This window comes from Parazoarcus communis SWub3 = DSM 12120 (assembly GCF_003226565.1).
Classification (GTDB): domain Bacteria; phylum Pseudomonadota; class Gammaproteobacteria; order Burkholderiales; family Rhodocyclaceae; genus Parazoarcus; species Parazoarcus communis.
This window is the reverse complement of the sequence record NZ_QKOE01000014.1, coordinates 80,202-102,413: the sequence shown is the minus strand read 5'-3', so window position 1 is coordinate 102,413 and position 22,212 is coordinate 80,202. Positions and strand designations below refer to the sequence as shown.

Below are 22,212 nucleotides of genomic sequence, written 5' to 3'. Positions count from 1 at the left end.
TAACAGGTCGAGACACCACCATGAAGTTGCATGCCACCGCAGGACGCAAGGCCCCGAATCTGCGCCCCCGTCATCTGGTCCTGGCCGTACTGGCCGCCTGTCAGGGCAATGTCTTTGCCGCAGAGCCCCTGACCCGCCTGGAGGCGGTCGAGGTCATCGGTACGACGCCCCTGCATGGCATCGAGTTGCCGCTGGAGAGAGTCCCCGCAAATGTGCAACTTGTCCGGGACAAGGCGCTCGACGATCAGCACAGCCTCACCATTGCGGATTTCATGGCTGACAACCTCGCCGGGGTGAATGTCAACGACACCCAGAACAACCCCTTTCAGCCCAATGTGAATTACCGCGGGTTCACCGCATCGCCACTGCTGGGAACGCCGCAGGGGCTGTCGGTGTATCAGGATGGCGTACGGATCAACGAGCCGTTTGGCGACGTGGTGAGCTGGGACCTGATCCCGGTCAATGCGCTTGCCGGCATGACGATGATGCCGGGCTCGAACCCGCTGTTCGGGCTAAACACCCTGGGCGGCGCCATTTCGATGCAGACCAAGCGGGGGCATACCCACCGGGGCGGTGCGGTGGAGTTGTCCGGTGGTGCCTGGGGGCGATACAACGCTCAGGTGGAATATGGCGGGGCCAGTGCGAACGGGGTGGATTACTTCCTTGCGGGCAATTACTTCGACGAGGATGGCTGGCGCGACGCGTCTCCCTCGGAGGTTCGGCAACTGTTCGGGCAGGTGGGCTGGCGCAATGACAGGACCGATCTCAATCTGACCCTGACACTGGCTGACAACGACCTGATCGGTAACGGGCTGGTGCAGCGCGAGTTTCTCCGCACGCAGGGCTGGGACGCGATCAATACCAAGCCCGATCAGACCAGGAACCGGCTGGCCTTCCTCAACTTCAATGCCAGCCACTGGATCAACGACACGACCATGCTCAGTGGCAATGCCTACTACCGTGATGCGCACACGCGTACGCTCAATGGTGATGGCAACGATGACATCGATCCGGACGACGCGGGCTTCGACCTCGACGCCTGTGTGCCCGGCGCTGATGAGGACGACGCCGAGGTCTCCTGCAGCGGGGCGCTGAACCGCAGCAAGTCGCGGCGTATCGGGTACGGCGCCAGCGGCCAGATCAACTTCAATCATGATGTGATGGGGCATCAGAACCTGCTCATCGTTGGATTGGGCTATGACCGCAGCCGTACCGATTTCGAGCAGGCCACCGAGTTCGGACGCTTGAATGCAGCGCGCGGCATCGACGGCATTGGTGTGTTCGGTGACGAGGGTGAGGTGGAACTGCGTGGCGTGAACCGGACCTGGAGCGTGTTCGCGACCGATACCTTCTCGTTCAACGACGTCTATCACCTGACCATTTCCGGACGCTACAACCATACCCGGGTAGAGAATCGTGACCAGCTGATTCCGGATCCCGGCAACCCCGAGTCGCTGACTGGAGATCACACCTTCCAGCGTTTCAATCCCGCGATTGGGCTGGCGATCACCCCGAACAAGAATGTGTCGCTCTACGCCAGTTACAACGAGGGGAGCCGTGCGCCGACGGCGATCGAACTGGGCTGTGCCAACCCGGATCAGCCGTGCAAGCTGCCCAATGCCATGGCGGGTGACCCACCCCTCGACATGGTGGTCTCCAGAACCCTCGAGGCCGGCGTGCGCGGCAAGACCGGCAACGGCGTCGCCTACAACGCCAGCCTGTACCGCACCCAGAATACCGACGACATCCAGTTCATCGCGGCCAATTCGACCGGGGCGGGGTACTTCTCCAACGTGGGCAGGACCCGTCGCGAAGGGGTGGATCTTGGCTTGAGCGGTGAAATGGGCGCCTTCCGCTGGGCCGCCAGTTACAGCTACATCAAGGCGACCTATCAGTCGAATTTCTCCATTGCCAACGAGGTGAACTCGAGCGCGGTCGATACCGATGGCGACGGCGAAGGGGATACCATCCGCGTCCGCAAGGGCGACACCCTGCCGGGTATTCCGCGTCATCAGCTGAAGCTGCGTGGCGAATGGCAGGCCTTGCCGAACTGGACCCTCGGCGCCAACATCGTGGCCTTCTCCAGCCAATATTCCCACGGCAACGAGAACAATGATCACCAAGGGGCAGGCGCCAAGGTGAGTGGCTATACGGTGGTGAACCTGGACACCCGCTACACCATTCCGAACAGTGGTTGGCAGCTCTTTGCCAAGGTCACCAATCTGTTCGACCGCAAGTACCAGACCGGCGGCATGCTGGGCGAGACCTTCTTCGAAGCGAATGGCAGCTACATGGGCGGGGACGACGCGTTCTCGGCGCTGGTGGCGCCGGGCGCACCGCGTGCGGCATGGGTCGGGGTGCGCTACGCGTTCGACAGGCCGTGAGGGATGAAGCCCGCCTTTGAGAACGGCGTGGAGGACGGCATGCAGCATGCCGTCCTTTAGGTCTGCGGGCCTGGATGGGGACGACAGCTGAGCCGTGCGCAGCGCGTACCCTCCCTCTACAGATCGAGTATCAGCAAGGGTGATCTGGCCCGTGAGCAGCAGGGAAGGAACTGGTCGTTTGCGGCCTGTTCCTCCGGGGTCAGGTAGGCGTCGCGGTGATCGGGCTCGCCCGCAAGAATACGGGTGAGGCAGGTGCCGCACACGCCTTGTTCGCATGAGGTGGGGACTTCCACGCCGGCTGCGGCGAGCGCGGTGGTCACGGTCTGGTTGGCGGCGACGGTGAGGGTGCGTCCGGAGCTGGCCAGACGGACTTCGAAAGCCGTGTCGCCATCCGACTGCTGTAGTTCGGCGGCGAAGAACTCGTAATGCAATTGTGTTTCGGGCCAGCCACTGGATCGTGCTGTGGCCAGTACCGCATCCATGAAGCCTTTGGGCCCACACACGTAGAGATGCGTGCCGGGCTCGGGTGCGGCAAGCACCTTGGCCAGGTCGAAGCGCTGCGCTGCGGCGCCGTCATCAAAATGCATCTGTACGCGTGACGCGAAGCTCGAGTTGCGGATGCGTTGCAGGAAGGCGGTGCGTTCGGGGGAGCGGGTGCAGTAATGCATCTCGAACTCGGCGCCGCTGATCGCCAGCCGCTCGGCCATGCACAGGATCGGGGTGACGCCGATGCCGCCAGCCAGCAACAGGCTGTGTTGCGCTTCATGCGCAAGCGGGAAGTGATTTTTGGGGCCGGAGATCTGCAGCAGGTCGCCTTCATGCACGCTGTCGTGCATTGCCTGCGAACCGCCGCGCGAGGCGGGGTCGCGCAGCACGCCGATGAGATAGCGGTGACGCTCGCCAGGGTCGTTGCAGAGCGAATATTGTCGGATGATGCCATTGGGCAGGTGGACGTCGATATGGGCGCCTGCCGAGAACGCGGGCAGGGGGCTGCCGTCGGCGGCGACCAGTTCGAAGATCTGGATGTCGGTCGCTTCTGCCGCCTTGCGGGCGACGCGGACCTTGAGGGTTGCGGTGCTCATTATGTTGTCTCTGCGGCGGGTGCAGCGCAGACGCGCGGTTCATGGCTGCACCCGGGAACGGGGTTGGGGACGGGATTGGAGGAGTGCGCTCGGCGCGCGCTCAGTGGGTCGTCAGCGCTTCCGCGACGGTCGAGCCGGTGCCTGCCTGTTCCGCATCGATCACCCGCTCGATTACACGGCGTGCCTGCACGCCACCCGTGTCGATGTTGAGCTTGAGCAGGCTGCGGCCGGGCCACTGCAACAGGTTCTTCTGCTGGCGCTCGAGCATCTCCAGGTCCTCGGCGAAGATCTTGCCCTGGCCTTCCCGGATCTGGGCCGTCAGTGCGGCGTCCTCGGGTTTGAAGCTGCGTGCCATGCCCCAGAAGTACCAGATCGAGTGTTCCGTTTCGGGGGTGATGAAGTCCACCACGGTGCTGGACGCCTTGGCCTGGGCAGGCGCGTCGTAGCCACCGTGGCCGGCGAGGGCGACGCCAACCTCGATCATTACGTGCGACGGGGGGGTGAAACGGCAGATCTGCCAGCGGTCCACCGGCTGATCGTCGGGCAGGCCGTTGGCGCGCAAGGCCATCTTCCAGAACGGTGGCGCCTCGATTCCATCCATGTAGCGGCTGGTGATGACGGTGTCGCCCTCGGTGCGGGTGGTGCAGGGGGTTTCGTCGATCTCCTTCTGGCCGATACTGGTCGAATGCACATAGGTCTCGTGAGTGAGATCCATCAGGTTGTCGATCATCAGCCGGTAGTCGCAGGCGATGTGGTACAGGCCGCCGCCATAGGCCCAGGCCGGATTGTTGGCCCAATGCAGGTCGGGAATCAGCGCCGGGTCGGCAAGTGCCGGGTCGCCGGGCCAGATCCAGACAAAGCCATGCCGCTCCACCACTGGGAAACTGCGTACGGGTGGAAAGCCGCGCACCCGTTGTCCGGGCATGTGTACGGTCTTGCCGTCACAGCCCATTTCCAGCCCGTGATAGCCGCAGACGAGTTTGCCGTCCTGAACGAAACCCAGCGACAGCGGCGCGCCGCGATGTGGGCACCAGTCCTCCAGCGCGGCAACGCGGTCTGCTGCCGGACGGTAGAACACCACTGCCTCGCCGCAGATGCGGCGGCCCAGCGGCTTGCTGTCGATTTCGTCGGGGGTGCAGCCGACGTACCAGGTGTTCATCGGAAATGTCATGGGTGTGCCTCCTCGGATATGGGCTTCTGGCGTTCAGGGTTTGGCGTAGCGTGCGACCAGGGCGGCTGCCGCGTCGTAGTGTTGTTGTCCGTTGGCGACTTCGCGGGTCCATTCCTCGGTGACGCTGCGGGTGGCGGCTTGCCACTTCAGCATCTCTTCCGGCGTGATCGCATAGACAGCATTGCCGCGCGCGACCGTCATTTCGCGTGCCGCGGTATCGGCCGGTTCGAACTGCGCCGCGATCCAGGCTGAGGTGTCGCGACCACTGTTGTCGTCGATGACCTTACGGAGATCGTCGGGCAGGCTGTCGTACTTCTTGCGGTTCATGACGAAGATCATGGTTGCAGCCAGCATGGTGCGGTCGCCAGCCGCTTCGGCGTGGAAGCGGGTCAGCTCGTGGGTCTTGGTCGGGGGAACCACTTCCCACGGAACCAAGGCACCGCCGATCACCCCCTTGGCGAGGCTTTCCGGCATCTGCGGCACCGGCATGCCCACCGGCGTGGCGCCCAGCGCGGCCAGCATCTTGTTGCCCAGGCGCGAAGGCGCCCGCACCTTGAGACCCTTGAAATCGTCCAGGTTGCGCACTTCGCGATCACGGAAGTGGAACACATAGGGGCCGGTCACCCAGGTGCCAATGGGCTTGAGTCCGGCGAATTCGCTCATTGCGTTGTGTTCGACGAAATCCCACAGCGCGCGCGACGAGGATTCGCGGTCGGAGGTGAAGAAAGGCAGTTCGAACACTTCGGACAGCGGGAAGCGGCCCGGTGTCCATCCCGGCAGTGTCCAGGTGATGTCGGCGATGCCATCACGTGCTTGCTGCAACAACTGGGCAGGGGCGCCACCGAGCGACATGGCCGGATAAATCTGGCACTTCATGCGCCCGCCGGACTGCACTTCGATGCGCTCGCACCAGGGCACGATGAAGCGCGTGTGGGCGGCCGACATGGGCGGCAGCGAGTGTGCGAGCTTGAGCACGACGGGTTCGGATGGGGTTGCCGCCTGCGTCACCAGTGGGGCACAGGCCAGGATCAACGCGGTGAGCGGCAGGATACGGGGTGTCTGCATGGGGGTCTCCTCGTCTTGTTGGTGTGAGATTGAAACGCTGCGGGTGTTGTATGGGCGTGAGTCGTAGGGATGTGAGTCAGGTGTCCTGCACGATCAGCCGCCCGCCGGGGATGAGGTCCATGACCCGGGGGTTGTCCAGCGTGGCCTGGAGGTTGCGATGGGCGATGCGGGCGTGCTCGCGCATCAGGGCTTCAGCGCGTGCGCCCTCGCGCCGGGCAATGGCGTCGACCACTGCGCGGTGCTGGGTGTTGGCGGTCTGCAGGGTACGCAATGCGTCCGGGGCAGCGGCCTGTACACGGATGAATCCGCTGGGCGACGCGAACGGCAGCGCGTTGCCACGCAGCACCTGGCGCTGTACGACTTCGCTTCGACAGGCTGCAGCCAGCAGGTCGTGGAAACGGGCGTTGGTGTCCACATAGGCCTCGAAGCGTGCCTCGTCGAGTTCGCCCGCGTCCAGGATGGCGTCGATGCGATCCACGCACTCGTTCATGGCCTGCAAGTCGGCATCCGACACGCCGCGCTCGGCCGCAAGACGGGCCGCGAGACCTTCGAGGGTGCCACGGATCTCGATGGCGTCGCGGATCTCGTCGATGGAAAAGGCGCGTACCCGGAAACCGCCGGAACGAATCGGCTCAAGCAGTCCTTCCTGCTGCAGGTGCTGGAGTGCGGCGCGGATTGGCGTGCGGGAGATGCCGGTCAGTTCGGCGACTGCGGGTTCTGATACCCGCTCGCCCGCCGGCAGATGACCGTCAAGAATCATTTCACGCAGGCGCAACTGCGCACGCACGGTCTGGGAGGCGGTGGCATCCGGCTCGTCAGCCTGAGAGGCAGGCAAGGCTTCCTTTGGTGATGTTCGAACCATCGTACTGCTCCAGTGAAGGGGATGTTGATGGGGTGGAGACGTACTGCTGGGGTCAGTTTGTATACAACTATATCCAAAAAATAAAAAAAACCGTCAAAATTTTATTGTTTTTATTTGGTGTGTATACACATCGATCGGGTGAGGGTGGGTGATCCTCCTGAAGGGGAGCGCTTGGGGGGGCGCGTCCAGCTTTTCCGGGGGGCGCATCTGTGGCAGTGTTCGGCTTCGGACGAAGAGCTGCAGATGGGTTTGCCGCATCGCGCCGACCCACGTTTCCTGTGCCTTGGGGAGGGCCGATGTCATCTGTTCGATCTGTTGCGGCGCTCGAGGCCGGCGCGTTTGCGGGGCAGCATCACGTTGTGGTGGCGTTCTGTGCCGACTGGTGTGGCACCTGCCGCGATTTTCGTCCGGTGCTGGAGCGGCTGTCGGCCGCACACGAGCAGCTGGGCTTCCTGTGGGTCGATATCGAGGACGATGCCGCAGTGGCGGGCGATATCGAGGTCGAGAGCTTTCCGTCCCTGCTCATCCTGCGTGAGGGGCGCCCGGTGTACTTCGGAACGTCGCTGCCGCTTGAAGAGGTTGTGGACCGTCTGATCCGCTCGGCTTTATCGAGCCCGGTGCCGCTGTCACCGGCGCCGGAGGAAGTCTGGTCGTTTGGTGCGCTGCTTGTCGATCCTGCTCCGACGACCGGTGCGGTGTGAGCTGCAGCAGCAGTCGGTGTCTGTGCTATACATATCGACTTCCTACCTGCCGTGAGTGGTTGCACGATGTCCAAAAAACAAGAAGCGCAAGTGGTGTTCGGTACCGAAGACATTCTCCGCAGTCTGTGCGACTCCGTCAGCAAGGTGCTGTCGGTGGCCTCCAATAGCCCGATCCGCTATTCGAGCATGGTGCAGCGCATTGGCCGTACCTGCCTCAAGCCGGATATCGGCTGCTTCGTATTGTTTGACGGTGGGTTTTCCGGGCTGGTGGTGATCAACTTCTCCGGTCAGGCTGCCATGGAGCTTTACGAGCGCTACATGCTGAGCATGGGCATGTCGCAGTCGGATCTTGCGAGCTCGTTTACCTCGGATGAGGTCAGCAATGTGATGGGCGAGCTGATGAACCAGATCGTGGGCGACTTTACCGGCAAGGTGGCCCGTGAGCTCGATACCCACATCACCCAGAACCAGCCCAAGATGCTGGCGCTGAACAAGCAGGTGATGCTCAGCGTGGATACCAACCTGGAAAAGCCGGAAGCCCGGCGGGTGACGTTCTACACCGGCGCCAACAACATCTTTTATCTCGAACTGGCGATCGACCGCACCGAGTTCATCAAGCTGAACGATTTCGAGCCGAAGGCCGAGGTCGATCCCGACGAGTTGATGGCGCAGGTCAACGACGCTTCAGAACACGCGCCTCAAGCGCAGATCGAGCAGACGGAAGACCACGACGAGTTGCTGAAGTCCTTGGGCATGTAAGCCCGCCTGGGGGCGCGTTGCGGCGGACGGGCCCCAGCGAAGGACTTTCCATGGCCTGCGACCGGAACGTGCGGCCTTGATGCACCTGTTCTGTGCAGGATATCGACCTTCGTATTAGACTTTTCTTACGATCTGGGACACTATTCGCACTTTTTACGACGGTTTGCACCGGTTTGGTGCAATTCGGGCGCCCGTTCTGGCGCGTTCGTCGAATCTGCTGTACCCGATCATGACTCTTCCGGCTCCGCCCCAGCCTGTGCCCAATGCCGCAAACGCCACACCGCCCCATTGGTTGCGGTTTGTGCTGCCCCTGATCGTGCTGGCCATGTCGCTGGGGGCGCTGGGTTCGGTCGCTTACGGCTATCTGGCTGAAGAGATCCGTCGTGAAACCCATCGTACGCTAGCCGTCATCGCGGAGCAGAAGCGGCAACGTATCGAGGACTGGTTGGGGGGTATCCGGACAGATGCCGAACTCTACTTTGCTGAACAGACTCAGTTCGACGCACTTTATCGACGTTGGGTTGATGACGGGCGGAGCGACGCCGCGCTGATGGCGCGCATGTCCGACAGCCTGGCCCAGCTTGCACATGTGCGGGGCTGGAAAGGGGTCGTATTGTTCGATGCTGCAGGCCGATCGGTGCTCGAGCTTGGGGATGCCGATATCGGTGAGCATTCGGCCATGGTGACCGACGTCCTGAGTTTGCCGCGGATCGAACTGGTCGACCTGCATCTGAATCGACACAGCGAGCCCGAATTCGGCATGTTGGTGCCAGTTGGAGGGCGCGGTGGACGTCCGAACGGCGTGGTCTATATCAGCCTGGATGCACGCGCTGTGCTGTATCCCCTCGTCGAGTCGTGGCCGGTGCCGACTCAAACGGCTGAAACCTACCTCGTTCGCCGTGAAGATGGCGGAGTCCGTTTCCTGACACCCTTGCGCCATCAGCAGCAGGCGGCCCTGGTGCTGACACGGCCGTTGAGCGCACCGAACCTTCCCGCTGCACAGGCGGTACAGGGCGCAAGAGGCATCATCGCCGGAGGCCTCGATTATCGTGAAGTCGGGGTGCTGGCCTATGCGGCCGCGGTGAAGGGCACACCTTGGTTGATGATGGCGGAGATCGACGAACGCGAAGCCTATGCCCGCATCCGTTCGATGGCGATCGCGACGGCCGTAGTGGTGGGGCTTGGACTGGCGATGCTGTGCTGGGGGGCCTATCTGCTGTGGCGGCGCAATCGCCAGCGTCAGGAGCTGGCTGCCTTGAACGCCCAACGTGCGGCGGAACGGCGGTTCAGGGTGATCTTCGAACAGGCGCCGTTGGGCGTGGCCTTGCTGGATCCGGCCAGCGGACGATTCACCGAGTCCAATCAACGTTTTGCCGAGATCGTTGGACGGTCGCAGGAGGAACTGGTGGGGCTCGATCCGATCACCATCACCCATCCGGACGACGTCGCGGAAAGCCGGGACCGGATTGGCCGGCTGCAGGCGGGAGAGATCGCAGGTTACCGCCTGAACAAGCGTTACCTGCGACCGGATGGCGAGGTTGTGTGGATCAGCCTGACCTTTGCCCCCGTGCAGGTTGATGCGGAAGAGGCGCCGCGTTTCCTGGCCATTGCCGAGGACATCACCGCACGCCGGCTGATGGAGCAGCGATTGCAGGAGGCATCCGAGGCCGCACAGGCGGCCAATGCGGCAAAGAGCGAGTTTCTTGCACACATGAGCCATGAGATCCGCACACCGATGAATGCGGTGCTGGGGCTCGCTCAGGTGCTTGAGCGTGAGCCGTTGTCGGCCAACCAGCGCGACATGGTCGAGCGCATCCGCACCGCGGGGCAGTCCTTGCTGACCATCCTCAACGACGTGCTCGATCTGTCCAAGATCGAAGCCGGGCAGTTGCGGCTGGAGGAGCATCCTTTTGCCCTCGACCGCCTGCTGGCTCATGTGGATAGCCTGATGGGGCAGGCCGCGCGTGCCAAGGGTTTGTCGCTGCGCATCGAATCGCCTCGTCCGCCGGTCGGCATGCTGCTGGGTGACGGGCTCCGTGTTGAGCAGATCCTGTTCAATCTGACGGGGAACGCCATCAAGTTTACCGAACAGGGTGAGGTTGTCGTTTTCGTGCATTGTCATGAAGCCGACGGTCGATCCTTGCGATTGCGCTTCGAGGTGCGCGATACCGGTATCGGGGTCACGGCGGATGCGCTGGCACGGCTATTTACGCCATTTACCCAGGCGGATGGTGGCATTGGTCGTCGCTTTGGCGGCACCGGCCTGGGGCTGTCGATCTGCAAGCGCCTGGTTGAACTGATGGGAGGTGAGATCGGTGCCGAGAGCCAGCCGGGCGCAGGCAGCATGTTCTGGTTCGAGCTGGATCTGCGCCGCGCGGATGAGGCTGCCCAGGTACCTACCCCGATCCAGGCTCCGGCGATCATGCCGGCCGGGCCACGATTGCAGGGTGCGCAGGTGTTGGTGGTCGACGACAGCGCAATGAACCGGGACCTGGTCGAACGCGCCTTGCGCCTGGAGGGCGCAGTGGCCACGCTGGCGGCTGATGGTCAGCAGGCGCTGGAGTTGCTGCGTTCTCGCCCCCAGGGCTTCGATGCGGTGCTGATGGACGTGCAGATGCCTGTCATGGATGGCTTGACCGCCATGCGCAAGATTCGCGGAGAACTTGGTCTGATCGATCTGCCGCTCGTCGCATTCACCGCCGGGGTGAGGGACGAGCAACAGCTGGCGGCACGGGCTGCGGGTGCGGATGACGTGCTGCCCAAACCGATGGATCTGGAACACCTGACGACCGTGCTTGAACGCTGGATCAGTCGTCCGGCCCCGATGCCGGTCGCACCCGCGCTTGTTGAGCCTGTGTCGCCACGGATGCAGGATGTCGGCGAGCCCATTCCCGAACTGGCCGGTATCGACCGCGATCGAGTCGTGCAGCGCCTGGGCGAGGATCGGGAAATGTTCCTTGGCGTGCTTGCGCTGTTCGTCGACGAGTATGCCGATGCCGAAGCGAAGACGCGTCACGACCTCGAGCGTGGCGATCGCGATGTCGCCGCACGGCGCATGCACACCTTGCGCAGCAGTGCCGGCTTCCTGTGTGCCCTCGACGTGATGGCGCTTGCCGAGGAACTGGAGGAAGCGATCGACCGCGGCGACAGTGACCTGGACGCCTTGCTCGCGGCATTGGGGGGCGACATTGCAGAAATCGTCGAGGCGGCTGCGCCTTGGTTGCCGGCGACGGTGTCTGCATGAGTCCCCGGCGCTTCCTGGCCCTGTGCCCCTAACCCAGCGCAGGCCGGTGTGGCGGGCTCATCCATGCTTGATCACTGCCCGAGCTGATTCCTTTTTTGTTGACGGAAGTGGCTGCAATGACGGGGCAGGCGGGTTTGAGGGCCCGGCTTGAGGATCAGTTCATGCTTGGCGTCGGGGTCGCGGTCTGGCTTGAATGCGCAAGAATCGGTTTGCATCGTCGCTCGTCTGCTTGCACAGTGATGTCGTCTCCTTCCTGGGTGAAACAAGCATGAGTCGGCATACCGTTGGACAGTTGTCATCAGAACCTGCGGTTTCTTCGTTGGGCGACGAGGCCTGCGCTTTGTCGCTGGAAGTCCAATCGCGTCATTTTGCGGTCATTGCCCGGGCGATCGGGTACATCCGTGCTCATGCACATCGACAACCCGACTTGAACGAGATTGCGCATGCCGTCCACCTCAGTCCCCATCACTTGCAACGGCTGTTTGCCGGCTGGGCCGGTGTGTCTCCAAAACGATTCCTGCAGTTCCTGACCAAGGAGCGTGCTCGACAGTTGTTGATGTCGCGCTTCGATGTGATGAGCGTAGCGCATGAAACAGGTCTGAGCAGCACTAGCCGCCTGCATGATCTGATGATCACTTGCGAGGCCATGTCTCCGGGTGAGATCAAGTCTGGCGGCGCGGGGCTCGATGTCCGTCACGGCCTTGCGCCATCGCCTTTCGGTCCTGCATTGATCGCATGGACTTCGCGTGGCATCTGCCACCTGGCATTCTGCGACGAGGCCCCCCTGGATGCACTGCGCGAACTTGCCGGCCTCTGGCCTGCAGCGTCGCTGATCCGCGATGATGGGGGGGCGGCCGCTTTACTTGAGAAGGTTTTCCCTGAACACCCCTGTCCTGGCAGGCTGCATCTGCTGCTGCGTGGCACCAATTTCCAGATCAAGGTGTGGGAGGCGCTGATCCGTATCGAGCCGGGGCAACTCGTCTCCTATGGCGCAATTGCAAGAGCCTCGGCTTCACCCCGTGCGCAACGCGCCGTCGGCAGCGCGCTTGCGGCCAACACCATCGCCTATCTGATCCCTTGCCATCGCGTGATCCGCGAGTCCGGTGAGGTCGGCAACTTCCGCTGGGGCAGTGAGCGCAAGCTGGCGATGCAGGGCTGGGAAGCCGGTCGACAGGTGACCGGCCCTGAGTAGCAGGTGTGTGAGGTGTGCAGTCGGACGGCGCGATGCCTTGATCAGCGTCCGCCGGCGACGTCGAGGATGGCTCCGGTGGTGTAGGAGGCTTCTTCCGACAACAGCCAGAGCACCGCGCGTGCCACTTCGTCCGGCTCGCCACCGCGCTGCATCGGAACGCCGGTCCTGAGCCGTTCGACCCGCCCCGGTTCGCCGCCGAGTGCATGGATGTCGGTACGGATGAGGCCGGGAGCAACGGCGTTGACGCGGATGCCTTCGGCGGCGACTTCCTTGGCCAGACCGAGAGTCAGTGTATCGATGGCCGCTTTGGATGCCGCATAGTCAACGTATTCGCCGGGTGAAGCCAGCCGGGCGGCGCGCGAGGATAGATTGACGATTGCGCCGCCGCGTCCGCCATGGCGGGTGGACATGCGTCTGACGGCCTCGCGGGCACACAGGAAGCTGCCGAGCACATTGGTTTCGAACACGCGGCGGAGGCGATCGGCGCTCATGTCTTCCACCCGCATCTGGGTCTCCAGTGTGCCTGCATTGTTGACCAGCGCATCCAGGCCGCCACACCGGGCATCGACTTCGGCAAAAAGGCGCAGGATGTCCGGCTCATGACTGATGTCGGCCTGAACGGCGAAGGCTGTGGTGCCACCGCTGGTGATGTCTGCGATGACCGCTTCGGCTGCCTGTCGGTCGCTACGATACGAGATGCATACGGTGTACCCCCGGGTAGCGGCAAGATGGGCGATAGCGGCGCCGATGCCGCGCGAGCCACCAGTGATCAACATGGAGCGGAGGGGGCGCACGGTGTTCTCCTGAGTGCTTGAAGGCGCTTGGGCTGGATCAATCTGAAAACTCGAAGGTCCAGCGTTCATGCGCCAGATCCCTCTGCCAGACAATCTGATGAGGAGGCCGGATCAGCAAGGTCCACCCTTGCTGATGATTGCGGAAGGCGTCGTCCACGGCACGGAATACCTGCGGTGATAGCAGCGCCAGGCAGAATCCACCGGGGTGGCGCACTGACTCGTAGCGGATGGCTTCCAGGGCGGCGGTGCGTGCGGTTTCGGCAAGTTGCTGGGTGGCGGTGTAGTCGGAGGGGTGGGTCCAGTGGGGGCGGTCGTTGACCAAGGGGGGCTGGCTCAGGTCGATGGCGCGTGATGTCGCCGCCCAGAATTCGAACAGTGTGATGGGGACGGACTTGCTGCGGTCACGCAGGAAGTGGCTGTCATTCCAGAAACGTAGCCGCCAGTAGCCACTTTCGGCACAGGCTGTTTCACGTGATTCCGCGCCGTAGAACACGCCGGGATCGCGATGGCGGCGAAAACGCGAACCCCCTGGCAGCGGCCAGTAGCGGAAGGGCGTGGCGAGCAGCCAGTGCAAGCCCTCGGCCTCGGGCGGCAGCCTGGGTTTGTTCTCTTCGAGGATGTCTTCGAGCAGTTTTTGCGCATCGAGATTGCCGTCGACCAGACCCATGGTGGCGACCTGGTGCTGGGCTTCCACCGCGCGCCAGCCCGAGCCCGACCATGTGCGTGCTTCAGACGCGAGCGCGGTGGGTGTCCAGGTAGTCGCAGACATTGAGCAAGCCGTCGATACGTTTGATGACATCGATCGGGCGCTGGCCGAAGAAGGCATCGTTGGCCGAACGTAGCCAGCCCCGGGCCAGCGCCTCATCGCCACCGACCAGCGAGAACAGCGAGCGGTAGAGGCGCACCAGATGGGTGGAGAGTTCCCACTCCTTACCGGTTTCCTTGAGGTTGTAGCTGCCGTGCAGCAACCGGGAGGCGGTAGGCTGGCTGACACCGACGATCTGGCCAATTTCGGTCGGGCCGATTTCCAGCCGGCCAGCAACCTGCGAGAGGGCTTGGGACAGCACCTTTGCACGGTCTGCCGTGGGTCTGGGGGCGCGCTTCAACATGGCGACTCCTGTCGAATCAGGGATTTATTTCATTCTATAGAATGAAACGGCGAATTCAAGCTTATTTTTTTGCGCTGAGACGAGAAGGTCGATGGCAAGCGCGCGCTAAGCTCCGGTTCGCTGGAAGCAACGGGAAGGTCCAGTGGATCCGAAAAAATGCCATGAAAATGTAAATTAAATATTTACGTTTTTCTTCTTGGCATCATACTGCGCATCCTCTATTTTTCATTAAAAGACCAAGGAGGGGACGACATGACACATCGGCAACGCGTGGCAACCTGGCTGGAGCTGGCCGTGGCGCCAGAATGGCGCAGAAAGACGATGCGGGTTCAGGTGCATCCGATCGGCTGCGACGAAGACCAATGCTATACCCTGACCATGGATGGTCGCTGCCTGTGCACGGGCTCGGGACAGCTGACGACCTTTCGTGGCAGGCCGGCGGTCGAGCGCTTCCTGCGTATGGCACGGGTCGAACATTTCGAGTTTGGCGAGCCGGAGCCGGATCTGCGCCGCTATCCACGTGGACATTACTGCCTTGCGCTAGGGCGACAGAACACCTTGTGCTCCTGCGACGCCGCGGGCGATTGCGAGGGGGATCTGGTATGTGAACGCAACGTCGTGCCACTTGCTCCGTCGCAGGAGCAAGCCGGCGCTCCGAGGCCAAACTGACTGTTGAACGTCTGTCTGACTGGGGGCAGGCACAGTCAGGCGAGGTGGACGCCCGCTAACCAAGTCCGTGCCTTTGCATCCATGCCCGGAAATCCGCCGGGTCGCCGGCATGACGCAAACGCTGGATGTGCAGCACCATGTTTTCGGTCATGGTGTGGGCCGCGATGGCGGCCATGACCTCCAGGCGCTCTTCGGCGGAAAGCCCCTGCGCTCGAAGGCGATCATCGACGTCACAAAAGTGGTTCGCCATCAGGCTGCGGGCGACATTCTCGTCCAGACGCAGGGTGGCGAAGTCGATGCTGTCTTCGGCCTCGATTTCGGTCATCAGCGATTCAATGGTTTGCGGGGTCATGGCGGCGCTCCTCTTTCGGTGCTGCGTGTGAAGGGAAGACAGCATGCGCTGCGACAAGTGCCGGACGGGCTCTCATCGCGTGCTTCATTCCAACGCAGGATTCGTTCCAGGAGCGCGTCACATGAAAGCCCGGCCGTCGTCCCGGGGGGAGGCCGAAGGGCTCAGGCGTGCGAACGCCGGCAGGTTTCAGTTAGCGTGCCGCGGCGGCTTGCTGTGCAGCTCGTCCGCGCCAGTGTCGCCGTGAAGCTGTGCATACAAGCCCATCACCACCGTCTTGATGCCACTGACGTGATCTGCAACATGCCGGGCCGCGGCGTCGGCATCGCCGCGGCGGCAGGCATCGAGGATGTGGCGGTGATCCTCATTGGAGCTGCGGTTGAAGCCCATCATCGACAGCTGCATGAAGGACATGCGCTGGATATAGCCTTGCAGCATGGTCAGGATCTGCATTGACAACGGCATGTCGGCGGCTTCGTACAGGATCTGATGAAAGCGGCTGTTCAGCCTGGAAAAGGTCCAGGCGTTGCGCTCCTGCGCCATGCGTTCCACCAGTTCCGCGGCCTCCTTCAGGGCGGCTTCGCTCAGCCGCGCAACCGCGGCACGCATCAGCAGCGGTTCCACCATCTGGCGCAGGTCGAAGGCTTCGCGAAGCTGGGCCAGGGTCAGCTCCTTGACCACCGCGCCGCGGTTGTGCGGAAGCTCGACAAAGCCATAGGCTTCGAGTGTACGTAGCGCTTCGCGGACCGGAATCTTGCTGACGCCAAGCTCCAGCGCGAGATCGTCCTGGCGCAACGCACGACCAGGGGCGAACACCCCGCGGATGATGGCTTGTTGCAGCAACTGGACGATGTCGTCGGTACTGAGGCGTTCGTCCGCCCCGCTGCCGAGGCTGCGCCGGTGTTCTGCGACCAGGCGGCCGAAAGGGGTGAGCGCGGGTGCGGCAGGTTCAGCGGCTGACATGCTTGTCATGGGCCTGGTGGATCTCGTCGCGGATATAGGCGCAGATTTCGCTGAACAGGGCTTCGTCCTGCATGGTGTCGATGCGCGGCCGGGCAAAGGGAATGCGGATGTCGGCAACGATGCGCGAGGGGCGGGCGGTCATCACCAGCACGCGGTCGGACAGGAAAACCGCCTCGCGGATGCTGTGGGTGATGAAGATCGCGGTTTTGTGCACCTCGTCCCACAGCTTGGCCAAGGCCAGATTCATGTCGTCGCGGGTGATGGCATCAAGCGCCGAAAACGGCTCGTCCATCATCAGCAGGCGCGGGTCATTGATCAGACCACGGCATATCGCCACGCGCTGGCGCATGCCACCCGAGAGCTCCGCCGGGCGTTTGTCGCGAAAGTCCCACAAGCCGGTCAGGCGCAGCAGGCGCTCGGCTTCGGCTAGATAGTCGGCAACGACCCGTTTCTGGGTGCGGATGGGAAACAGCACGTTGTCCAGCACGCTCTTCCAGGGCAGCAGGGTCGGGTCCTGGAACACATAGCCAAAATCACGCCGCGGTGCGGTGATGGGGGCGCCACCAACCAGGATGCGGCCGCCGGTCGGGGTTTCAAGTCCGCCAATCATCGACATCAGGGTGCTCTTGCCACAGCCGCTGGGGCCGACCAGGCTGACGAAATCGCCTTCATCGATGTCGAAGTCGGCATGCTCCACCGCGTGGACGTCGCCGTTGCGGGTGCGGTAGGTCTTGTTGACGTCTTGTATCGACAGATAGCTGGCGCCGCGATCGTCGGCGGTGCTGCGGGTTTGCAGCCATTCGGGTTGCGGGTTCATGGGCAGATTCTTTTTGTCAGGCACCGAAACGGGTACGGGTCCAGCGTTCGGCGAGGGCGACCAGTCCGTAAAAGACCAGACCAAACACACACAACACAGTGATGGTGGCGAGGATCAGCGCGGTATCGGCTTGCGAGGAGGCAAACAGGATCAGATAGCCCAGTCCGGCCTGCGAGGTAATGAATTCGCCGACAATGACGCCGATGATGGCGAAGGTGGTGGCGATCTTCATGCCGCTGAACACATAGGGCAGGGCATGCGGCAGGCGTACCGACGCAAACACCTGCCAGTTCGATGCGGTCAGTGCACGGCATAGGCGCAACAGCGACTTGTCGACGTTGTCGAGGCCGGCCAGCGTGGCAACCACGATCGGAAAGAAACTGATGAATACCGAGAAAGCGAGCCGCGACTCGAAGCCGATTCCCAGCCAGACGATGAACAGCGGCGCGAGTGCGATCTTGGGGATGAGCTGGAACAACACGACGTTGGGATAGAGCATGCTGCGCATGGTGTGCGAGGCACTGAGCAGTGCGGCCAGCCCGATGCCAAGTACCGAGGCGATCAGGAAGCCTGCGACACTTTCCCAGGCGGTGGGCCAGGCGTGTTGCAGCAGCACCGGCAGGCTTTCCTGCAGGCGGCTCCAGATGGCCGATGGTGCGGGCAGCAGTACCTCCTTGATCGAGAAGACGTGCGTGACGCCTTCCCACAGCAGCAATACAGCGAGCGCAAAGCCGACCGGCATCAGGATCTGGCGGCTGAGGCCGTCGATGTCCTGCGCCTCGATGCCGAGGAGGCGGTGGATGAGCTTCATTCGACCTCCGCCGGCTTGCGTCGCTGGGCAAGGCCGTTGAGGGCCTCGACCACCTGGGCGGTGGAACAGGTCCAGCCGAAGAACTTCTGGATATTGAACACGCTGGCGTCAAAAATGTACTGTGGTCCGGCCTGGGCGGTGGCGTCGGCCACCATCAGGGCAAAGAATTCGCGGTGAAAGGCGTCGCGCACGGCCGTCTCGACACAGACATTGGTGTTGACCCCGACGAAGATCAGGGTGGTGATGCCGTGTGCGCGCAGCATCAGCTCAAGAGGGGTACCGGCAAAGGCGCCGTAACGCGGCTTGTCGATCACGGGCTCGCCCGGCAGGGGCGCCAGCGGCTCGACAATGGCATGGCCCCAAGTTCCGCGGATCAGCAGCTGTACTTCAGGGTGGGCGCGCATGTACTTGAGCGGATTGGATTTATGCCACATCGGCGAGCTGGCGGGGCCGGCCTCGGCCAGCCCCGGGCTCCAGCCGTTCTGAACATGCACCACCATCAAACCGGCTTGTCTGGCCGCGCCCAGCACCGCTGCCGCGCGTTCGATCACCGCCGGGGAGCCGGAGATGTCGAAACCGAGGCGGTCGAGGTAGCCGCCCGGCGACAGGTAGTCGTTCTGCATGTCGATGACCACCAGCGCGGTCTGTTCCGGCCTGGTGTCGAGTGCTTCGGGTTCGGCTGGCAGGGTGAGGGTATCAGTCATGTTTGTGGTGGTTCAGCGGGCGTCTGGTCAGGCGCCGATCATCTTCAGGTAGGGGGCGACGTTACCGCGGATCAGGGCCAGATCATCTGCCGCCAGTTTGATCTTGCCGGCAAACCGGTTGCTGACCAACTCTTCCGCCACCGGCAGTTTGCCATCGGCGGGCAGTGCGCCGGCCTGACTGGCAAGTTTGATCATGTCGGCAACCTTGCCAATGTCGCTGTAACCAAGGCCGTTGTTCACTGCCTCGTCGGCCAGCATCGTGGCCTGAGCCAGGCCCTGGGAGATTCTGGCGTTGTCCTTGCCGCCCTTGGCCAGTGCAATTTCGGGCTGATCCTTGTACAGGATCTCGAGTGACTCTTCGGGGTTCTTCAGGGTGTACAGCACCGATTCGAGAATGCCGTCCACCATCGCCTGACACAGGCCGGGGTCAGCGTTGATGGTGTCGCGCAAGGCAATGATCTGGGCGGCATACAGGCCGACGCCCGACTTTGCCCAGGGGATGAAGCGCGTCTCGACATTGAGCGAAGACAGCACCGGCAGACTAGACGAGCCGATGGCCGTGATCGCATCGACCTGCTTTTCCATCAGCGCGCGCTCGATCATGCGGGCATCAAGTTGCTGACGGGTAACGGTGTTCAGATCGATGCCGGTCTTGGCCGCGAAGGCCGGCCAGTAGGGGGCTTCGGCCGAGGTCGCGACGATGCCGACGCGCTTGCCCTCGAAATCCTTGGGGGCCTGGATCGGGGAATCGGCCAGTACGATGTTGCCCATCAGTGCGTCGTAGCCCACCGTGGCCATGGCCTGCAGCGGCAGGCCACGGGCAGCGTTGACCAGGGTGCCGCCAAAGAACACCACACCAAAGTCGAACTGTTTGTTACCCACTGCTTGCGCCGAGGCAACCGAACCATTGCCGCGTGATACGGACAGGTCGATACCGCGCGATTTGAAGAAGCCCTTTGCCTTGCCGACAATCGGCCAGTAGTTGGAGCCATTGACCACCCAAGGCAGCACCAGGCTGACGCTGCGGGTTTGGGCAAAGGCCGGGGCGAAGGGGACGCTGGCCAGCGTAGCGCCTGCAGCTGCGGCCATTTTCAGGACCTGGCGACGGGTGATCAGGTTGGAACCGGGGGTCAGGCGGGCGGAATCCTTCATTGCGTACTCCGGAGTGGATGTGAGTGGGTGGCGCTATCGAAGTAGTAAAAATCGTATACGACTTCAGATAAAAAAAGGGGCACTCGATGCATGCATGCTTCGTGCCAGTGGATCAGATCGGCGTCGCGATGCGGATACGGAGTGAGCCTGGTCTTGCACGGGGCATACATGGGCTTGGCCAACGCTTCCCGGCCCGTTTGTCCCTTGTGCTGGAACGGTGTTCGCAACGCGGTGAGTTGCCCCTCCACTCACAACGCGGCGTGTGCTGCGGGTGCAAGTCAGAAAAGCGCGCAAGCGGGGTGCCTGCGCGAACCGATATGGTGCGTAACGGGCTATCTGCACCAATCAGGGGCTCAGTCGACCGGGTTCGGTGGCTGACACCCCTGTCTGGCGTCAACCGGTTCAGACTGGGTTGGCGAGCGCGGCGATGATCTTTTCGGCCAGCGCAGCGAGTTCGGCAGGGTCGGCCTTGTCGCGACCATGGGCACGCAGCGGAACATCCGGGTAGCGAGGGATGATGTGAAAATGCACGTGAGGAACCGTCTGCCCGGCCACTGCACCGTTGAACTGCGAGATCAGCAGCCCTTCGGCACCGGTTGCCTGCTGGACCGCGTTCGCCAGCTTGCGGGTGCTGAGGATGGTGGCGGCAAGCGAAGCGTCCGACATGTCGGTGATGAACTCGGCTGGCGCCTTGGGCAACACCAGGGTGTGACCGACGGACTGCGGCATGATGTCGAGGAAGGCCAGGGTGTCAGCATTTTCATAGAGGCGGACGCAGGGCAGTTCTCCGCGCAGGATGCGGGCGAATACATTGTTGTTGTCGTAAGCCATGTGATCTTCCGTGTGGGAGTTGCGGACGGGGGCAGGACGGTGCCTGCATGGCGCCCGATTATATCGGCCATGGCCTATCCACACCATGAAGCGGGGCCAGAGGCCGGGGGTATTGTGCGGGCGATTTGCCCGGGACGTGACGCGGTGCGGCTTTCTAGAATCGGTGCATCGATTCAGGGAGGTGGCGATGAAGGCAATCAAGGTGGCAGGGGTGCTGGGTGCGTTGCTGTCCGTGCTGACGCAGGCGGTTGGCGCGGCGACGGTGGAGCGTACGCTGAGTGCCGGACCGGAGCGTGTGTGGACTGCGGTCCTGGGTAGCGGGGTGCCCGTGCTGGCGGTCGATCATGAGCGCTTTGAGGCGACCATTGTGCTGGATGATGCCATGCCAGTGAGCGTATCGGTGGATTGGGATGAGGCGGACGGAGGCTCACGCCTGGCAGGGACGGGGGAGTCCGCGGATTCCGAAGGATTCCGGCGGTGGGTCGAGGGGGTTGAGCGGGTCGCGCTGGAGCAGGTGCAGCGTAACCGCTACTGTCGTGGTCTGCGGCCCGATCCGCGTCATGACGAGGTGCCGGAACCCAGCCTCGAGGCCGCGACCGATTGCGGGCTGAGCACTGGCAATTTTTCGTCCGCATTGCTCGAGCTGGAGAAATGTGGCGATCATGAGACCACGCTGAAGCTGCTCAGCCTGTGTTCGCATCAGAACCATGCAGGTGGTCTGGTGCGCATTTCCCAGCTGTACGAGATTGGTGCCGCCGTGCCCCGGCGCGCGGAGCGTGCGGCGCATTTTCTGGCGCGGGCGGCCTCGGCGGACAATACCGAGTATCACATCAGTGCCAAGACGCTGTACGCCACTGCCTTGTATTTTGGTGTTGGCGTGCCGGTGGATCGGCCCCGCGCGCTGGCCTTGTTCCAGACGGCTGCAAGCCTTGGTGATAGCGCGGCAGGCGAGTTTCTGCGAACCGGCACGCATGCAGCGTGGCGACGCATCGATGGTAGCCTGTTCCGTGATCCGGACTTTGTGGAGCTGCGGCGATGAAAACCGTTGCCCTGCGTGGCTTGCTTGCCTTGTCGTTGCTGCTGCAGGGGCCCGTCGCACTGGCGGAAGATGAGGGGGATCTCAGCTACCGCCACTTTGTAGACAGCCCACGTCGGATCAAATGTCTGTATGGTTACGTCGCCGAGAAAACTGGCGACCACGTATCTGCAGTCAGGATTTTCGAGGACTGCATTGCGCGCTGGAACGATGTGTATTCGATGATCTGGCTGGCACAGATGCTGGAATCGGGCGTAGGGGTTGCCCGCGACGAAGCCCGTGCCGCGCGGCTGATGGAGCGCGGGGCTATGAGCGATGAGGTGGGTGGCTATGCGACCCTGGCGCGCTATCACTGGGGGATGGCATTGGCGCAGGGACGAGGTGTGGATGCCGACCCGGCACGCGCAAGACATTGGCTGCAGCGCGCCGCGGACGAGGGCGATGTATTGGCCGCAGACGCCCTGCTGCGCTGGGGCGCGACGGATTGAGCGCGGTCGGATCGGTATCCGCGTGATCT

22 protein-coding genes are annotated in these 22,212 nt (G+C 62.9%); 8 read left to right on the top strand and 14 right to left on the bottom strand.

The annotated features are described in order from the left end of the window. The first annotated feature begins 20 nt into the window (after positions 1 to 20). Entirely contained in the window at positions 21 to 2,384 is a 2,364-nt protein-coding gene (locus tag DNK49_RS17025) for a TonB-dependent receptor (RefSeq protein WP_110527180.1), read from the top strand. Positions 2,385 to 2,500: 116 nt separating this feature from the next. Here DNK49_RS17025 and DNK49_RS17020 read toward each other — a convergent pair whose 3' ends face one another. The 4 genes from DNK49_RS17020 to DNK49_RS17005 form a co-directional block, all read right to left on the bottom strand. Beyond that, positions 2,501 to 3,466 carry a PDR/VanB family oxidoreductase gene (locus DNK49_RS17020; protein ID WP_110527177.1) on the bottom strand — a complete coding sequence of 322 codons (966 nt, stop codon included), beginning with the start codon at positions 3,464 to 3,466 and terminating at the stop codon, positions 2,501 to 2,503. Between the two features lie 100 nt (positions 3,467 to 3,566). After that, positions 3,567 to 4,637, bottom strand: a complete 1,071-nt coding sequence (locus tag DNK49_RS17015; RefSeq protein WP_110527174.1) for an aromatic ring-hydroxylating oxygenase subunit alpha — start codon at positions 4,635 to 4,637, stop codon at positions 3,567 to 3,569. A gap of 33 nt (positions 4,638 to 4,670) precedes the next feature. Then, positions 4,671 to 5,702, bottom strand: a complete 1,032-nt coding sequence (locus DNK49_RS17010) for a TRAP transporter substrate-binding protein (RefSeq protein ID WP_110527171.1) — start codon at positions 5,700 to 5,702, stop codon at positions 4,671 to 4,673. Positions 5,703 to 5,778: 76 nt separating this feature from the next. After that, complete coding sequence (locus tag DNK49_RS17005) at positions 5,779 to 6,564, bottom strand: GntR family transcriptional regulator (RefSeq protein ID WP_110527168.1); 786 nt, start codon at positions 6,562 to 6,564, stop codon at positions 5,779 to 5,781. Positions 6,565 to 6,860: 296 nt separating this feature from the next. Here DNK49_RS17005 and DNK49_RS17000 point away from each other — a divergent pair, with 296 nt between their 5' ends. The 4 genes from DNK49_RS17000 (at position 6,861) to DNK49_RS16985 (ending at position 12,460) form a co-directional block, all read left to right on the top strand. Further along, a complete protein-coding gene (locus tag DNK49_RS17000; RefSeq protein WP_110527165.1) occupies positions 6,861 to 7,265 on the top strand; it encodes a thioredoxin family protein in 405 nt (134 codons plus the stop codon). A gap of 66 nt (positions 7,266 to 7,331) precedes the next feature. Next, complete coding sequence (locus DNK49_RS16995; RefSeq protein WP_110527162.1) at positions 7,332 to 8,024, top strand: DUF3334 family protein; 693 nt, start codon at positions 7,332 to 7,334, stop codon at positions 8,022 to 8,024. A 229-nt stretch (positions 8,025 to 8,253) separates the two neighbouring features. Continuing rightward, positions 8,254 to 11,268 (top strand): ATP-binding protein, encoded by a 3,015-nt coding sequence (locus DNK49_RS16990; RefSeq protein ID WP_110527252.1) that lies wholly within the window; start codon positions 8,254 to 8,256, stop codon positions 11,266 to 11,268. A gap of 268 nt (positions 11,269 to 11,536) precedes the next feature. Further along, positions 11,537 to 12,460, top strand: coding sequence for a methylated-DNA--[protein]-cysteine S-methyltransferase (locus DNK49_RS16985; RefSeq protein ID WP_110527249.1), 924 nt, complete (start codon positions 11,537 to 11,539; stop codon positions 12,458 to 12,460). A 41-nt stretch (positions 12,461 to 12,501) separates the two neighbouring features. On the opposite strand, the gene DNK49_RS16980 is transcribed toward DNK49_RS16985, so the two are convergent. From DNK49_RS16980 to DNK49_RS16970, 3 genes are read right to left on the bottom strand one after another with little or no spacing between them, the layout of a single operon-like run. Further along, positions 12,502 to 13,254, bottom strand: a complete 753-nt coding sequence (locus DNK49_RS16980) for an SDR family oxidoreductase (protein WP_243632416.1) — start codon at positions 13,252 to 13,254, stop codon at positions 12,502 to 12,504. 37 nt (positions 13,255 to 13,291) lie between these two features. Continuing rightward, positions 13,292 to 14,023 (bottom strand): RES family NAD+ phosphorylase, encoded by a 732-nt coding sequence (locus DNK49_RS16975; protein ID WP_110527156.1) that lies wholly within the window; start codon positions 14,021 to 14,023, stop codon positions 13,292 to 13,294. After that, complete coding sequence (locus DNK49_RS16970) at positions 13,983 to 14,363, bottom strand: antitoxin Xre/MbcA/ParS toxin-binding domain-containing protein (RefSeq protein ID WP_110527153.1); 381 nt, start codon at positions 14,361 to 14,363, stop codon at positions 13,983 to 13,985. The genes DNK49_RS16975 and DNK49_RS16970 overlap by 41 nt, the downstream gene beginning before the upstream one ends. Positions 14,364 to 14,615: 252 nt before the next feature. On the opposite strand from DNK49_RS16970, the gene DNK49_RS16965 reads away from it, so the two are divergent. Then, positions 14,616 to 15,032, top strand: a complete 417-nt coding sequence (locus DNK49_RS16965; protein WP_110527150.1) for a hypothetical protein — start codon at positions 14,616 to 14,618, stop codon at positions 15,030 to 15,032. A gap of 55 nt (positions 15,033 to 15,087) precedes the next feature. On the opposite strand, the gene DNK49_RS16960 is transcribed toward DNK49_RS16965, so the two are convergent. The 7 genes from DNK49_RS16960 to DNK49_RS16930 form a co-directional block, all read right to left on the bottom strand. Continuing rightward, complete coding sequence (locus tag DNK49_RS16960) at positions 15,088 to 15,384, bottom strand: hypothetical protein (protein WP_110527147.1); 297 nt, start codon at positions 15,382 to 15,384, stop codon at positions 15,088 to 15,090. A gap of 186 nt (positions 15,385 to 15,570) precedes the next feature. Next, complete coding sequence (locus DNK49_RS16955) at positions 15,571 to 16,344, bottom strand: GntR family transcriptional regulator (protein ID WP_165843357.1); 774 nt, start codon at positions 16,342 to 16,344, stop codon at positions 15,571 to 15,573. Continuing rightward, the gene (locus DNK49_RS16950) at positions 16,331 to 17,161 is read right to left on the bottom strand and encodes an ABC transporter ATP-binding protein (RefSeq protein ID WP_110527142.1); all 831 of its coding nucleotides are present in this window, start codon (positions 17,159 to 17,161) and stop codon (positions 16,331 to 16,333) included. Before DNK49_RS16950 ends, DNK49_RS16955 begins: the two co-directional genes overlap by 14 nt. Positions 17,162 to 17,177: 16 nt before the next feature. Then, the gene (locus tag DNK49_RS16945; protein WP_110527139.1) at positions 17,178 to 17,972 is read right to left on the bottom strand and encodes an ABC transporter permease; all 795 of its coding nucleotides are present in this window, start codon (positions 17,970 to 17,972) and stop codon (positions 17,178 to 17,180) included. Continuing rightward, entirely contained in the window at positions 17,969 to 18,676 is a 708-nt protein-coding gene (locus DNK49_RS16940; protein WP_110527136.1) for an isochorismatase family protein, read from the bottom strand. The genes DNK49_RS16945 and DNK49_RS16940 overlap by 4 nt, the downstream gene beginning before the upstream one ends. A 27-nt stretch (positions 18,677 to 18,703) precedes the next feature. Continuing rightward, on the bottom strand, positions 18,704 to 19,828 hold the full coding sequence (locus DNK49_RS16935) for an ABC transporter substrate-binding protein (RefSeq protein ID WP_110527247.1): 1,125 nt from the start codon (positions 19,826 to 19,828) through the stop codon (positions 18,704 to 18,706). A 402-nt stretch (positions 19,829 to 20,230) separates the two neighbouring features. Beyond that, positions 20,231 to 20,659, bottom strand: coding sequence for an HIT family protein (locus DNK49_RS16930; protein WP_110527134.1), 429 nt, complete (start codon positions 20,657 to 20,659; stop codon positions 20,231 to 20,233). A 187-nt stretch (positions 20,660 to 20,846) separates the two neighbouring features. On the opposite strand from DNK49_RS16930, the gene DNK49_RS16925 reads away from it, so the two are divergent. Beyond that, positions 20,847 to 21,698: a tetratricopeptide repeat protein gene (locus DNK49_RS16925; RefSeq protein WP_110527131.1), complete on the top strand. Its 852-nt coding sequence runs from the start codon at positions 20,847 to 20,849 to the stop codon at positions 21,696 to 21,698. Beyond that, positions 21,695 to 22,183 (top strand): tetratricopeptide repeat protein, encoded by a 489-nt coding sequence (locus DNK49_RS16920; protein WP_110527128.1) that lies wholly within the window; start codon positions 21,695 to 21,697, stop codon positions 22,181 to 22,183. The genes DNK49_RS16925 and DNK49_RS16920 overlap by 4 nt, the downstream gene beginning before the upstream one ends. The last annotated feature ends 29 nt before the right edge of the window (positions 22,184 to 22,212 follow it).